Raw genomic sequence first — 13,973 nt, 5'->3', positions numbered from 1 at the left:
TCGAGGCCCGGCTGACATGATCGAGGACGAAGCCATGACCACGAGTTCAGGCGGCCCCGAGGCCGCCGCCGCGACGATCCTGGACGGCCTCCGCCGCCGCACGCCGATGCCTCGCCTGATCGCGATCGTCGGCATCCCGGGCTCCGGCAAGAGCACGATCGCGGCGGCCCTGGCTGCGTCGGTCCCCGGCGCGGTCGTGGTGCCGATGGACGGCTACCACCTGCCGCGGTCCGCCCTCACCGCCGACGGACTCGCCCGCCGCGGTGCGCCGGACACGTTCGATCCCGACGCCCTGCGGGCCGACCTGGCGAGCTTGAGGGAGCACGGCCACGGCCTCTTCCCCGCCTTCGATCACGCCGTGAAAGATCCCGAGCCCGATGCCATCTCGGTGCCGGCCGAATCGCCGCTGGTGATCGTGGAGGGCCTGTATTTGCTCCTCCGCTCCTGGCGGATGGCCCACCTCTTCGATTTCCGGGTCGTGCTGGAATGCGACGTGGAGACGGCCGTGGACCGCGTCGCCGCGCGGCACCTCGCCTGCGGCCTCGAGGCCACGCCGGAGGCCGCGTATCACCGGGCCGATACCAATGACCGCCGCAACGCCGGGGTCGTCCTCGCGGATGACTGCGCCAGCCGGGCGGACCTGGTGATCCGGTCGGGGGCGTGAACCGGCCGGACGCGGATACCGCCCCGCGACGAGAACGTCCCCGGACGGTGGGCCGCCCGGGGACGTGTGTGTATGGACGCGATTGAGTCGGCGACGCCGTCAACTTTCGCGGGGGATTTCATTCCTCGTCGGCGCGGGCCGCTCTCTTGCCGGCCTTCTTGCCCGCGGCCTTCTTCGACCCCTGGATGATCTTCTTGCCCTGTTCTTCCTCGGCCGTCTCGGAGTCGGCCCTGGCGATGGCCTTCACTTCCTCGTCGGTGAGCTGGAGGCGCTTGCCGTCGTTCCTGGAGTCGGTGGAGCTGCCGCAGCCGGCCAGGGAACATCCCAGGGCGAGGCCAAGCAGGAGCCTTGCAGGGCGTCTCGGGAGTCTGAGCATGAGGATCGGACCTTTCGCAGCGAGGGCATGGCCGGGGCATCGTGGAGTCCGCCCCGGCCGCCCAGCATCATGTTCGAGAGCAGGTTCGTGGACCTTGCCGTAGTCCCGTCGGGTCAGTACGAGTCGGCGCTCATCACGCCGCCGTCGTCGATGCTGGACAGTTGGCGGAAGGTGGTGGCGCTGACGCTGTACTTGATGAATCGGACCGAGCCGTCGCCCAGGACGACGTTGACCCCACCGGGGTGGGAACTGCCGAACATCCGCCGCCAGAGGTTGTTGGTTGTGTCGGTCATGTCGGGCGGGGTGGCGCAGGCCTCGCCTCGGAAGATCGGGGCCTTGAAGTCCGACACGGGGACGAAGTGCCAGCGGATGTTGTCCTCATCCCAGCCGCTGTTCTCCCACCGCTCGTTGTCGCCGCCGTCCGTGCCGAGCCGCTTCGCGGGGAGGCACTTCTCGCCCGCCATGATCGAGTTCGAGGTGCCGTCGGTGAAGTCGGCCAGGCGACGCTTGCTCCGCTGGCCGTGGGAGATGGCTCCCTTGCGGCCGGCGGTATCGCCCTGGTTGATCGCCGCCCGCTCGTTGGCCCGGGGTGAGGCGCCATCGGGAGGGGCCGGGATGTACATGGTCGGCTGGTCATAGGGCGCCGTGCACTCGTAGGCCTGACCCTGGAACATCCCCGCGCAGCCGGCATAGTCGTTCTTGGCGACGGCGTTGGAGGCGTTGCTGGGGGCACCGCTGACGTAGGCCTCGGGGGCACGCCGGCTGGGGCAATAGAAGGCCGGGATCACGGCCCGGCCGATCGAGTCCTCGCCGCCGTAGTCGGCGCCACGGACCGCGGCGCCGAAGGTCGTGTTGATCGGCGGGATCGTCAGGTTCGCCAGGTTGTAGACGTTGCTCTGCTCGACATAGGGCAGGATCCAGAAGAACTGGTTGTAGCCGTTGGGCGTATCGGACCGGCAGCATGAAGAAGTCTCATACGCTCCGTTCTTCCAGTCCTCGTCGTAGATCCGGCCGTTCGCATAGGGACTGCCCGAGGCGTCCACCGAGTTGGGGTCGCCGTCGAACGGGCCGCGGGGCAGGTAGCCGTAGGTGCTCTCGTGGTTCATGAAGCCGAGGCCGATCTGCTTCAGGTTGTTGACGCACTGCATCCGCCGGGCGGCCTCGCGGGCCGACTGCACCGCCGGCAGGAGCAAGGCGATCAGCACGGCGATGATCGAGATGACTACCAGCAGCTCGATGAGGGTGAATCCACCGCGGCGCGCGGCGGCGACTTTGGGTACAGGCACGATCGAATCTCCTCTTGGGGGGATCCGAGCCGGGATGATGGCGTGGACGACGAACGGGGCGCCCATGGCTCGGACTCGGGAGAAGATACAGAGCCCCTGCGAAAGCGGCGTGAGCGGGGCGCGAAGAAATCGAGACGTTCCAGCTCGCCGGTGCTCGGGACGGAAAGCGGAGATATCATGAAGGTTTGATAAATTGTATTGAGCCGATTGACCGGGGCGGGATCGAGCCTGTAGAAGCGATTCCTGCGTACGAGCCGAACCGTATGCCCCCGCCCCGCGATCGAGGTGCTCCGCCGATGTCTCCGAAGTTGCTCCCCCGGCTCTCCCTGGCGCTCGCCCTCTCCCTCTCCCTCTCCGCGCCCGCGGTCGCCGAGAACGTCGACCATCCGGCCTACCGGAGCTGGTCCAAACATCCGGTCGGCACGACCATCGTGGTCCGCTCCCGGACGGAAGGGAAGGTGCGGACGTTGACGACGACGACCACGTCCACGCTCCAGGCGATCAAGCCGGATCAGGTGACCCTGGATGTCGTCCGCGAGAGCGACGCGACCGACAGCCTGATCAAATCGCCCCCGGAGACGCAGAGCATCTTCCGGGTCTTCCCGCTCCTGGGGAAGACGAAGAAGGAGGACGTCGGCAAGCCGACCGATGCCATCGAGAAGGGCGAGGAGACGCTCAAGGTCTCCGGCAAGGAATACAGGACAGTCTGGTACGACACCAAGGGGAAGGGCGAAGGGGGGCTTGGTTGGACCACCCGGGTCTGGCTCTCGGAAGAGGTCCCCGGCCGCCTCGTGAAGTCGGTCACGCGATTCCCCGACGCCGGCACCACGACCACGGTCGAGGTGATCGAGCTCAAGGCGCCCGAGGGCCCGAAGTCGGCGAAGTGACGGGCCCGCCCCGGCGGCCTCGGGCGCACTCCACCTTCAGTTCAGTCCGTAACTCGCCGGGTCGAACAGGTGGCCGTGCGACGCGGTCAGCTCGGCGAGGATCTCCGACTCGGTGGCGGGGAGCTCGTCAAGCTCGGTCCGGATCCGGTCGAGCCAGGGACGCTCGCGGGGCGAGAGGCGCAGCCGCCCCTGCTCGACCCCCTCGGCGAGGATCGCCACGGCCTCCCGGCCCGCGGCGACGGTTCGCGCGTAATCCCCGGGGGTCGAGACGATGGCCCGGGCGATCCGGCAGGCGGCCGCCGGCGAGAGGACGGCCGCCTGGGGGCTGAGCCACTCGTCGGACTCGGTCAGCCAGTCGCGGAGTCGGGCCGATTCTCCTCGCGCCGCGGCCACGTTCATCAGCCGGCAGTCGTAGGCGAGCAGCTCCGCGTACGCCTCCGGCGCGTTGCCGGAGAGGAGTCGGACGTTCTGCACCGATTCGTTGCTCCAGAGGTCGCAGACCGCGGCGGCGATGTTCCCCAGCGGGCTGAAGTGGGCACAGGTCGCCGACTTGCCCTCCATCGCGATCGGCGCCCCGGTGATGGCCTTGAGGATGGGCCCTTCATACGCACAGTCCTTCGACGGGCCGACGGCCCCGTGCTCGAAGGCGACCAGGCTCCGCGCCGCGCTCATCGCGCGGACGACGGCCGCCAGGACCTCCGGCAGCATCTTCTGGTGCGCGAGCTGCATCGCCGTGTTGGCGAATCCGCAGGCCGTGTCGCCCCCGGAGATCACCGCATGGCCGGCCGCGGACGCCCCGGCGCAGGTCCCGGAGATGTGGTCCCAGAGGAACGCCATGTCCCTCGCGGCGAGCACGCCGAGGCCGAAGACGATGGGCCGGAGATCGCCATACATCAGGCCCGGGTCGTGGACCTCCTTGCCGCCGATGGACTCGATCGAGAGGATGTCGGCCCCGGCGTCGCGGCAGAGCTCGAAGGACTTCGACAGCTTCTCCCAGGCGGGACCGCTGCGGAGGGCCGGCCGCGAGCCCTGGTCGCGAATATCGGTCGGCGTGACGCGGAGCGCGCCCTTCAGGCCGTGCTTCGCGTGGGCCCTGTCCAGATGCTCGTGGAGCAGGGCCGTGATCTCGGCGCCCCATGCGGGCGCGTCGGTCATCGCCGGCAGCAGCTCGAACTCCAGGACGATCCCGGGCACTTCCAGCACCACGGCCCGCTTGAGGATGTTCCTCGCCATCTCGTCGTAGTGCGCCCGGACCTCGCTCCAGGTCGCCGGGCTGATCGTCATGACGGGGAGCGTGAAGTTGACCTCGGGGAAGACGAGCCCGCCGCCGATGGCCAGGCCGAACCCGCAACGGACCGGCCTGGGGGCGATCCCGAAGACGAGCCTATCGGGCCCGCTCACGGCGAGTTCCTCAAACGTGCATGCCATTTCAGTGTTCCTCCGCGATGTTCGCCCGCGCGGGCTTCTGGCCGTTGCGGCTTCGGCCGGGGTGCTTCAGCCTTTCCACGTCGCCTCCCACTCCCTCGCCCTGGGCTCGACGAGCACCCGATCGCCGTCCTCGCGGAGGACGGCCCCGCGCGAGGATGCGAACCGCAGGCGGCCGATTTTCCTCGGCAGGACCACCCGGTCTGGGTCTGGTCCGGCGTCGCGTCGGAAGCGGATGCGGCATCCCTCGCGGGGCCCGTCCGGCTCGACGATCACGTCCACGCGGCCGAACCGCGTCGGCGAACGCCGGACCTCCAGGGTCGCGCCAAGTGCGAGCTCCGGCTCGCCGATTCCCGCGAGCAAGCGGAGCGTGGCTCCGTCCTCCAGGGCCAGCATGTGCCGCAAGTAGCGGACGCACTCCGCGCTCGCCCAGTTGTGAGGCATGTCGCCGACGTAACCGGCGACCAGCGAGCCGGTCAGGGGCTGTTCCTCGCGCCAGCACCATGTCGGCGTGGCGTGGTTCAGGAACCCGTGGAATGTACTCCTTGCCCGGTCCGCCAGGCCCGCCCAGAGGTAAGCCTCGGCCACGAACGCGGCGTTGTACGTCCAGAGTCCGCCGTGGGGCAGCCAGCCCGTCTCGATGGGGACGTCTTCCCGGGTGACCTCCTGCATCAGCCGGATGTGGCCCTGGACGATCGGGTCGTTCGGGTCGAAGAGGAGGCCGGGGAAGATGGCGTGCGACAAGGCCCATTGCCCGGACTGCGGCCGTGGGCGATGCCACGCGTCGGTCTCCTTCCAGGCGGGGTCGTCCTTCGCGACCATCGGCAGGAAGGAGAAGCCGCCGGGATGGTGGATCATCTCCTTCCTCGCGGCGGCCAGGAATGCGGCCTGCAATTCCTCGAAGAACGAACGGGCCTCGTCGAATCCGGATAGCCCCTGGGACGCCGCCGCGCCCAGCGTGGCCTTCAGGCCGGCGAGGCCCCAGAGCGTATTGGTGAACTCGTTGCGGATGCCGCCGAGGCCGCCGTCCCCCATGCCCGGCGGCAGGAGCCCGTACCTGCCGTTGATGCTGGTCCCGGAGGCCGCGCGGTCGCGAAGCGTCTTCAGGAACCCGACCGCGCGGAGGACGTTCGGCTGCATCTCGCGGAAGTAGCCGAATTCCTGCGCCAGCTCCGCTTGACGGACCAGGCTGAACAGGGCGATGCCCGTGTCCTTCCAGTGGTCGCGGCCCCCCCCGGCGAAGATGCCGCCGTCGGCCTCCTGGCGAGACCAGGTGGACTCCAGTCCCTGCTGGGCCTCGCGGTCGTGGCCGAGGTAGCGCGCCGCCTCGAGGAGGAAGTGGCCGTCGACGACCCAGAGACCCCGATAGACCGTCGGCCCGACCTGGAACGTCAGCCGTCCGCCTCGACTCTCGCGAGCCTGGAGGATGTTCCGCGCGCACGCGACGAGGAACTCGTCGTACCGGGTCGGCAATCGCCAGCCGACCTCGCCGGCGAACGGCTCCCACTTTCGCCAGGTGCGGCGAGCGGCCTCGAGCAGGCGTCCCGGATCGCGGAGGCCCGCGAGGAGGGCCTGGGCATCCTGCCCCTCGCACGGGAATCGCAGGATGTGGCGGATCGGCGCCGATGTGGTCGCGGTCCCGTGGCGGAGCTGGAGCAAGTCCCCCTGAAGGGAGCCCGGAGCATCGGCCACCAACAGGACTCTGCCGGGGTGATCGGCCGTCGAGACGACGCACTCCCCGGCCGTCGCACGTCCCTGGATCGCGCCCGCGGTCCGGAGCGTCACGGTCGGGATCGCCTCCACCGAGCCGCGCCTCGTGGGCCGGATCTCGATCAGGACATTGTCCACCCGGCCCTCGCCCGGCTCGCGAGTGGCGAAGGTCGTGATCTCCATGCGAGCCTGGGGACGATCCAGGACGGTGTGAACGATCGGGATCCCCGGGGCCTCGATTCGCTGCTCGACCACGACGTCGGGCTCCATGCCGAGCGTCGAGAACCGGGCGACCTGCGCGAAGTCACGGATGCCCCCCTTGCCCGCCCCTGGATGACCCAGCCGCAGCTCCCCGAGCTCGCCGACCAGGCTCTTGTGGACGTCATCCGGGAAGCAGAAGGCCGTCTGCCGATCCGCCGGTGCGTGGCGGAAGTCGATCTCGGCCGCAAGGTCCTCGGCCAGCGGTCGAGATCCTATCTCTCCCCCGGCAAGGCCGATCGCGGGGGACATGGCCGCCGCGCCGATTCCGGAGAGGAATCCACGTCGGCTCGAGCCGATCCGTTCGTTCATGGTGCTCCCTCCTTCGCGAAGAGATTGCACGTCGAGGCGGGAGGATCAGCCATCGTCGGCGATCCCGTTGGGCAACAACTGCACTTATACCAGACCCCGAAGGGCGCCTGTAAGCGGCCGGTCCGGTGCGCCGCCGCGAACCGGTCGTCTCTCCACCTCGGCTGCCGGGTGGCGTAGGATCGAGACGGGCCCGGATCCCGACGGATGGCGGCCTCAACGTGCGACACGCCCGATCCACGATCCCGCCCCCTGCCCCGCCTGCCTTCATCAGCCCGCCCGGAGGTGAGGACGATGTTCCCCAAGCGATCCCTCTCGACCCTGCTGCCAATTCTCTTCTCACTAACAATCTCCGCCGCGCCGCTTGCCGCGGACGATGGCCTCCTGCTGCACCTCCCGTGCAACGAGGGCAAGGGCACGGTCGCGGCCGATCGTTCGAAGCATCGCCTGGACGCGACGATCGGCGGCGGTTGGTCCGCCTCGCCATCGGGCCGAGCCCTCTCGTTCGACGGGCTGCCCGCGACCGTCGCCCGGATCGAAGTCCCGCCGGCCCTTCGTTTCGGCAAGGGCTCCTGGACCTTCAGCGCCTGGCTCAGGCCGACCAAGCTCTCGATCGACGACACGCAGAATCAGCGGCGAATCTTCTCCTTCGGACCCTATCCCGACGCCTACATCGGCATCGACATCATGGCGAGTGGTGAGCTCAATACCTATTCTTGCTACCGCAACGCGCAGGGCCAGATCGTCTCCGCGGGCGGCGGCAGCCCTCCCGGCCTGCTGGCGGCCGGGCGGTGGGCGCACGTCGCGGTCGCGTACGATCGCGATACCCGTCGGATCGCGATGTACGTCAACGGCGGCGCCGTGTCTGACCACCCTCTACCATCCGGCTTCGACGGCGATTTCTCGAAGGGTGGCGAGCTGACGCTCGGGAGCGGCTGGCACAACTACTGGGGCCTGATGGACGAGGTCCGCGTCGACCGCCGCGCCCTCACGCGGGCCGAGGTCCGTGCCGAGTTCGGCAAACTGGAGCGGACCTTCGGCGTGGTCCGGTCGCCCGCCGAGATCGCCGCCGAGCACCGCGAGATGGCCCTCGATGCGCTGGCCGCCGCGTCTCGAGCGTGGGCGAAGGGTGATCTCGGGGCCGTGCGGAAGACCTGCTCGGCGCTGGCCGCGGCCGGTGACCTGCCGGCCTCGATCCGGAGTTACGCCCACCTGCGAGCTGCCCAAAGCTGGGCCGCCGAGGGCAGGCCCGTCGAGGCCGCGAAGGAGTACACGACGATCGCCGCGACGGCCGCGTATCCGGAGGCCCACCGCACGGAAGCCCGCGAGCGCGTCCGCGAGCTCGAACGGTCTGCGAAGGGGCTCCCCGCGCGCGATCCGGCGGCGACGCGGACCCCCCTGCCCCCCGTCGATCGATTCGCGGCCGAAGTCTTCGTCTCGCCTTCGGGGGACGAGTCCGCCAACGGCTCGAAGTCGATGCCCGTGGCGAGCCTGGCCCGTGCCCGCGACCTGGTTCGCGGCCTCCGTGCCAGGGGCGTTCGCGGGGCCATCGTCGTGCGGATCTCGCCCGGAGAATATGCGGCCTCCGGCACGCTGAACCTGACTTCGGAGGACTCGGGGACGACCGAAGGCCCCACCGTCTATCGCGCCGAGATGCCGGGCAAGGCGGTCTTCTACGGAGGCCGGCGCCTCATCGGATGGGAGCCGGTGACCGATGCCTCGATCCTCTCTCGGCTGCCGGAGGCCGCGCGTGGCAAGGTCGTCCGCTGCGACCTGAAGGCCCAGGGGATCACGGACCTGGGCAAGCTCACGGTCCGGGGCTTAGCCCAGCCGCCGTCGCCGCCAACGCTCGAGGTCTTCGTGGATGGTCGGCCGATGACCCTGGCCCGGTGGCCGAACGCCGGCTTCGTCGGCATCCGCAAGCTCGTCCAGCCGGGCTCGCGGAAGGAAGGCAAGCCATCGATCTTCGAATACATCGACGACCGGCCCGCGCGGTGGACGCACGCGGAGGAGCCCTGGCTCTTCGGCTATTTCCATTACCTCTGGGCCGACGCCACGATCCGGGCCTCGCGGATCGACACCGCCGCCCGCACGATCGCCTGCGATGAGGCGTACGACTACGGCGGCGAGGGGATGAACACTGAACAGGGCATCCAGTACTACGCGTTCAATCTGCTCGAGGAGATCGACGCACCCGGCGAATGGTATCTCGACCGCAAGGCGGGCTGGCTCTACCTCTACCCGCCCGGCGGCGATGTCGCGCGGTCGACCGTCGAGATCGGGATGCTCTCCGCGCCGATGGTCGCGATGGATCGCGTCTCGGACGTTCGGCTGGAGGGGCTGGCGTTCGACCTTTCCCGGGCCGACGGCCTGCGGCTGGTGTCGTGCCGCCGCTGCATCCTGGCGGGCTGCTCCGTCCGGCGGATGGCGGGCAACGGGATCGTCGTGGACGGCGGCGAGGCCGACTCGCTGATCGGCTGCGACATCGCCGTCATCGGTCGCCGCGCCACCGAGATCATCGGCGGCGATCGAGCGACGCTGACGCCCGGGCGGCATCTCGTCGAGAACTGCGCGATCCACGACTTCGGCCGGATCGACCGCACGTACACGCCGGCGATCCAGCTCGAGGGCGTGGGCCATCGGGCTGCGCACAACCTGATGTTCGACGCCCCGAGCAGCGTCATGCGGATCGAGGGGAACGACCACGTCATGGAGTACAACGACGTCTACGCCGCGGTCCGGGAGTCGGACGACCAGGGCGCGATGGAGCTCTTCGGCAACCCTTCTTATCGGGGCATCGTCTTCCGTCACAACCGGTTCGTCGACTGCGGCAAGTCGGTCGCGGGGGCGAGCGTCCACGGCCAGGCGGGCATCCGCCTCGACGACGCGATCAGCGGGGTCCTGGTCTACGGCAACGTCTTCGTCCGGAGCGCCAGCGGGCACTTCGGCGGCGTGCAGATGAACAGCGGTCGAGATAATGTCATCGACAATAACCTGTTCGTGGATTGCAAGCAGGGGATCAGCGGCGGCTGGTACGGCAGCAACTTCGTCTGGAAGATGCTCGAGGAGGGGCGCCGTCCGGACGGCATCTTCATGACCCCGCTCTACCTGAAGCGCTATCCCGAGGTCGCCACCATGCTCAGGCCCCCGGGCATGAACCACGCCTGGCGGAACGTGACCTACCGCTGCGGGCCGCTTGCGGTCGAGAACCTGGATCACCTGGACCGGCTGGAGAATGTCGAGCTTGGCGAGGCCGATCCCGGCTTCGTCGACGCGGGCCGCGGCGACTACCGGCTGAAGCCGTCCGCGACCCTCTCCCGGTCCACCGGCTTCCGTCCGATCCCGGTCGACGAGATCGGGCTCTATCGCGACGCCTCACGCGCGAGCTGGCCGGTGGTCCCGACCCCGGTGACCATGCCCGACTGGCGGATCGGGGCGAGGCCCGCCCGGTGAGGGCCCGTCCGCGGCCCTGCGGCGGCGTCATTCCTCCTCCGCCTGTTCCTCTTCGCCCTGCGGGTCGACGTGATCGGCCCACTCCATGATCAGCTTTCGTTTGCCGCGAGAGAGGTCGCGAGAGGGGGGCATGTAGTGGGTCGAGTGCCAGGCCTTCGGGTCGGTCCGCGCCACGATCTCGCGAGCGGCCGCCTCCATGTCCTTGCGGGAGTCCATGGGGATGATCCGGGACATCGCCGGGAAGACGATCCGGTAGTAGCGCCAGACGTGCTTGTACATGAACTTCCAGCTCGTCCTCCGGTGCGGCGGGACCTTGCTGAAGTCGTCGTCGGGCATCACCCTGGCGCCGGCGTAGGCCGCGGTGTCCCAGGGATAGCCGGCCGGCAGCGGCCGTCCGTCGAGCGTCAGGGCCAGGGCCACCGCGCCGGGGCGGAGTGCCTTGATCGGCACCGGGAGCGGGTCGGTCCGGCCCTTGGGGAAGTTGACGACCGCCGGGAATGAGACGCGAGGATCGAGGCCCGAGCCCTGGTCGACGAGCTTCGGGATGCCGCCGGCTCGCTCCAGGGGGCCGGCCGGCACCAGGTAATTCTGATATTCCCAGATCCAGATGGGCACGTCGTGATCCGGCGGGCCACCCCGCTGGCGGACCAGGATGTGGACGTGGTCCCGATCGTCCACGTCGAGGTAGAGTCCCCGGTCGTCGGTGTCCACGACCAGGCCCTCGGGCACCTCCACCAGCAGGGGGACGGGCTGATCCCCGGGCGCCCCGATGAGGGAGAGGAGCACGAGCGAGCCGCGGTCGAGCTGCTCGCGGGTGACGACCCGGGGGTCGTAGGTGACGTCGAGGATCCCGGCCGTCGCCTTGTAGGCGGGATATCGGTAATCGATCGGCTCGCTGATCCGGATCGGGTCGCCCCCGCCCTCGGGGATGTAGCCGAGCCAGACCGGCCCGTAGTCCGCCTTCTTCGGCGGATACTCGTAGCCGTCCTCGAAGAAGGTGCAGGCGAGGTTCAGGGAGACGACGGGGCGATCCGGCTGGACGCGGGCGGTTGCCGGCCCGGTGTACTTGATCGGCGGCAGCAGGAGCCGCCCGTCCGGCGCGGTCGCAAGCTCGTCCTCATTCCAGACGCCGATCGTCCCGACGACCAGACACCGAACCGGGTTGGAGACGTAGTCGCCGGCCTGGAAGAGGGCGATCAGCTCGACGTCCGAGATGACAGGCTGTGGGAACAGGAGGGAGAACTGGACGACAATCCCCCTCGCGTGGACGGCGGCACGGTGCAGCGCGTCCAGCGCCGGCGAGCGGTGCGAACCCCGGAAGTCGAGGCACTCGCGAGGGAGGGCGAATTGCCAGGTCGCGCCGCCGCCGCCGAAGTTCTGCTCGCCGGGGTATCTCACCGCGTTCCGCCAGCCAACCCAGCGTGCAAAGGCCCGGGCGTCGTGAGTTGCGGATATCCCCAGGTGGTCGCCGCCTACGGACAGATGCCCGAGAAAGAGCTGCGTCAGCCACGAGCCCGTCGGGTCCACGTCGCAGACGTGCGCCGTGGCCCGGATCTTCCCGTCCTTGAAGGGCGAGCCCAGGATCGCGACCTCCTGACCGACGATCGGGTCGGCCGCCGACGCCACGCCGTCCCATCCGACGACCGTATTGATCCGCGTCTCCACGAACTTGAAATTCAAGTTCCCGAAGTAGTTCCAGCCGCTCTTCAGATACCAGCGGACCTCCTGGCACTCGGGCTGGATCGCCCGGACGCCCTCCATCATCCATCGCATGGCGGCCCGGTCGCTCATGGCGGCGATGAACGGCTCGAGCGCGACGTGGACCGGATCGATGCTGATCCGCACGTCATCGTTGTTTCCGGTCGCCGCATTGATCGCGCAGTTGCCCTGGAAGTGGAGACGCGGATAGCCGAGCACGCTCATGGGGAAGGTCTCCGATGGTCACGCGTGGAAGGAAGACCGATAGGTCCCGGGGCCCCCGCGTCGCATCGCGTCGCGGTGAAGACGGGGTCACTCGGTCTCGGCGGCCGCCGAGGCCGCTCGGGTCGACTGGCGAGTGCCGCCGGCATGAAGGGCGTCGATCCGCTCTCGGACGACCGGGTCGACCTGCGGGGCGCGGGCGGCCGGGATGAACAGCGTGGAGGCCGAAGAGAGTCGAGCCTGGTGGAGCATCGACACGGGCACCGGGCTGATGTAGGGATCGACCCCGGGATAGAGGGCCGCTTCGTAGATATAGCCCAGGTGGTCGTCCGGGTAAGACTGCGTGAGCCGCTCCGAGAGGAACGGCAGGAGCGAGCGGTCGTAGCTGCCGGCGTGATAGTTCGGGTCGCCCACGGCGCCGACCTGCCAGAGGATCACGGCGGCCGTCGAGTCGATGACTCGACGATGGAGCAGGAAGTCGGTGGCGTCATAGGACTGGCAGCCGTGCCAGGCCGGATCGATGCCCAGATCCGCGAACAGGCAGTCCTCGGCGGATACCGCCGGGAGCATGACCGCCGGATAGCCTTCCTCGCGGGCGAGGCGGATCGCCTCGTGCATCGGGAAGGCGAAGACGCCCGGGTGGCCGTAGGCGACGGCGCAGGTCATCGCCCCGGAGCGGACGGAATCGAGGATCCGATGGGTCATCGCCCGATAGGAGTCGATCCGGGGCGAGCCTTCGACGTAGTGGTCGAGGAGCGACTCCGCGGCCGGGTTCAGGCTCCGGATGGCCGCATCCGCCACGACGTTGTTGACCACGTAGAGCAGCCGGTCGGCGCGTCGCATCCAGGCCATGGCCTCGGACGTCAACTGCCCGACGACGCGGATGCCGGTGCCGACCACGACGAGGGCTCCTCCGCCCTGGCCCGGGCTCGCTGTCATGATCCTGGTCCTCGCTGGGTCTCGTCGTGGGTTGCGGCCGATGTTGCAGCCCAGGTCGCTCGCCGAGGCCGAGCCCGTCCGACTCGGCCTGGCTCGGGGCCTGCGATCAGCCGGGTGCCTCGTCGATGCGAGACTTCGGGGGCTGGGCTGGTTCCTCGCGACTCGCCTCACCCTCGCACTCGATCGGGCTGAACGGGGTCACCCGGAGGGCCGTCGGAGTCCACGGCCGGTGAGGGATCGGTATCATGTGGGTGAAGGTCGTCATCGGCGGGGGCGAGATCAGGGCGACGCCCGAGGCGGCCGGCTTGCCGACGACCCCGGGAGAGGGCGGCTCGACGGCGGGAGCGGCCGCGGCCGCGGGCGGATTCATGAAGAAGTAGACCGGCCCATAGACGATCATGGTGCCGGGGACTTGGGGCGTCGAGACCGGCGCCTGGCTCGGCTCCGAGTGGGCGGCCGGGGGGGAGGGCGTCGGGGCTTCGTGGCGTGGGGCAGGAACCGGCTCGGGTATGGATATGGACGCGGCCGCCGCGATCGCCCGGGCGTCTCTGCTTCGCATGAGCGCGACCTCGTTCGCATCGAGCCCGCAGCGCACCATCGTCCGGTCGGGTGCACGGACGAACTCGGACATCAGGTCCGGGTCGTTGGCCAGCGAGACCAGGAAGTTGAGGATTTTCGAGCTCATGCGCGTCTCCTCGGTTCGGGGGGACGGGTGGTGTCGACCTGGGCATCGTCGTCGTGAGGTG

General features: G+C 69.3%; 10 protein-coding genes. 3 read left to right on the top strand and 7 right to left on the bottom strand.

The annotated features are described in order from the left end of the window. Positions 1 to 34 precede the first annotated feature (34 nt). Positions 35 to 664: an AAA family ATPase gene (locus G6O54_RS16200; RefSeq protein WP_165226692.1), complete on the top strand. Its 630-nt coding sequence runs from the start codon at positions 35 to 37 to the stop codon at positions 662 to 664. Positions 665 to 782: 118 nt separating this feature from the next. On the opposite strand, the gene G6O54_RS16195 is transcribed toward G6O54_RS16200, so the two are convergent. Both G6O54_RS16195 and G6O54_RS16190 read right to left on the bottom strand, forming a co-directional pair. Beyond that, entirely contained in the window at positions 783 to 1,040 is a 258-nt protein-coding gene (locus tag G6O54_RS16195; protein WP_165226691.1) for a hypothetical protein, read from the bottom strand. A 113-nt stretch (positions 1,041 to 1,153) separates the two neighbouring features. Continuing rightward, entirely contained in the window at positions 1,154 to 2,326 is a 1,173-nt protein-coding gene (locus tag G6O54_RS16190; protein WP_250846925.1) for a DUF1559 domain-containing protein, read from the bottom strand. Positions 2,327 to 2,622: 296 nt separating this feature from the next. On the opposite strand from G6O54_RS16190, the gene G6O54_RS16185 reads away from it, so the two are divergent. Next, the gene (locus tag G6O54_RS16185; protein ID WP_165226689.1) at positions 2,623 to 3,213 is read left to right on the top strand and encodes a hypothetical protein; all 591 of its coding nucleotides are present in this window, start codon (positions 2,623 to 2,625) and stop codon (positions 3,211 to 3,213) included. Positions 3,214 to 3,249: 36 nt separating this feature from the next. Here G6O54_RS16185 and G6O54_RS16180 read toward each other — a convergent pair whose 3' ends face one another. Both G6O54_RS16180 and G6O54_RS16175 read right to left on the bottom strand, forming a co-directional pair. Then, the gene (locus tag G6O54_RS16180) at positions 3,250 to 4,641 is read right to left on the bottom strand and encodes a methyltransferase MtaB domain-containing protein (protein ID WP_165226688.1); all 1,392 of its coding nucleotides are present in this window, start codon (positions 4,639 to 4,641) and stop codon (positions 3,250 to 3,252) included. A 66-nt stretch (positions 4,642 to 4,707) separates the two neighbouring features. After that, positions 4,708 to 6,918: a hypothetical protein gene (locus G6O54_RS16175; protein WP_165226687.1), complete on the bottom strand. Its 2,211-nt coding sequence runs from the start codon at positions 6,916 to 6,918 to the stop codon at positions 4,708 to 4,710. A 291-nt stretch (positions 6,919 to 7,209) separates the two neighbouring features. On the opposite strand from G6O54_RS16175, the gene G6O54_RS16170 reads away from it, so the two are divergent. After that, positions 7,210 to 10,368 carry a LamG-like jellyroll fold domain-containing protein gene (locus G6O54_RS16170; RefSeq protein ID WP_165226686.1) on the top strand — a complete coding sequence of 1,053 codons (3,159 nt, stop codon included), beginning with the start codon at positions 7,210 to 7,212 and terminating at the stop codon, positions 10,366 to 10,368. 27 nt (positions 10,369 to 10,395) lie between these two features. Here the strand turns inward: G6O54_RS16170 and G6O54_RS16165 are convergent, their stop codons facing one another. From G6O54_RS16165 to G6O54_RS16155, 3 genes are all read right to left on the bottom strand, one after another. Further along, a complete protein-coding gene (locus tag G6O54_RS16165) occupies positions 10,396 to 12,291 on the bottom strand; it encodes a hypothetical protein (RefSeq protein ID WP_165226685.1) in 1,896 nt (631 codons plus the stop codon). Between the two features lie 87 nt (positions 12,292 to 12,378). After that, positions 12,379 to 13,227, bottom strand: a complete 849-nt coding sequence (locus G6O54_RS16160; protein WP_165226684.1) for an SAM-dependent methyltransferase — start codon at positions 13,225 to 13,227, stop codon at positions 12,379 to 12,381. Between the two features lie 106 nt (positions 13,228 to 13,333). After that, a complete protein-coding gene (locus tag G6O54_RS16155) occupies positions 13,334 to 13,912 on the bottom strand; it encodes a hypothetical protein (protein WP_165226683.1) in 579 nt (192 codons plus the stop codon). Positions 13,913 to 13,973: the final 61 nt, after the last annotated feature.

The sequence above is a fragment of the Aquisphaera insulae genome (assembly GCF_011064615.1).
Classification (GTDB): Bacteria; Planctomycetota; Planctomycetia; order Isosphaerales; family Isosphaeraceae; genus Aquisphaera; species Aquisphaera insulae.
The sequence above is the reverse complement of the archived record's forward strand: the minus strand, read 5'-3'. Positions and strand labels throughout refer to the sequence as shown.

Bases quoted from the DNA above. Each gene is read 5' to 3' on its own strand.
- G6O54_RS16200 (WP_165226692.1), top strand. From the start codon at position 35: ATGACCACGAGTTCAGGCGGCCCCGAGGCCGCCGCCGCGACGATCCTG.
- G6O54_RS16195 (WP_165226691.1), bottom strand. From the start codon at position 1,040: ATGCTCAGACTCCCGAGACGCCCTGCAAGGCTCCTGCTTGGCCTCGCC.
- G6O54_RS16185 (WP_165226689.1), top strand. From the start codon at position 2,623: ATGTCTCCGAAGTTGCTCCCCCGGCTCTCCCTGGCGCTCGCCCTCTCC.
- G6O54_RS16180 (WP_165226688.1), bottom strand. From the start codon at position 4,641: ATGGCATGCACGTTTGAGGAACTCGCCGTGAGCGGGCCCGATAGGCTC.
- G6O54_RS16175 (WP_165226687.1), bottom strand. From the start codon at position 6,918: ATGAACGAACGGATCGGCTCGAGCCGACGTGGATTCCTCTCCGGAATC.
- G6O54_RS16170 (WP_165226686.1), top strand. From the start codon at position 7,210: ATGTTCCCCAAGCGATCCCTCTCGACCCTGCTGCCAATTCTCTTCTCA.
- G6O54_RS16165 (WP_165226685.1), bottom strand. From the start codon at position 12,291: ATGAGCGTGCTCGGCTATCCGCGTCTCCACTTCCAGGGCAACTGCGCG.
- G6O54_RS16160 (WP_165226684.1), bottom strand. From the start codon at position 13,227: ATGACAGCGAGCCCGGGCCAGGGCGGAGGAGCCCTCGTCGTGGTCGGC.
- G6O54_RS16155 (WP_165226683.1), bottom strand. From the start codon at position 13,912: ATGAGCTCGAAAATCCTCAACTTCCTGGTCTCGCTGGCCAACGACCCG.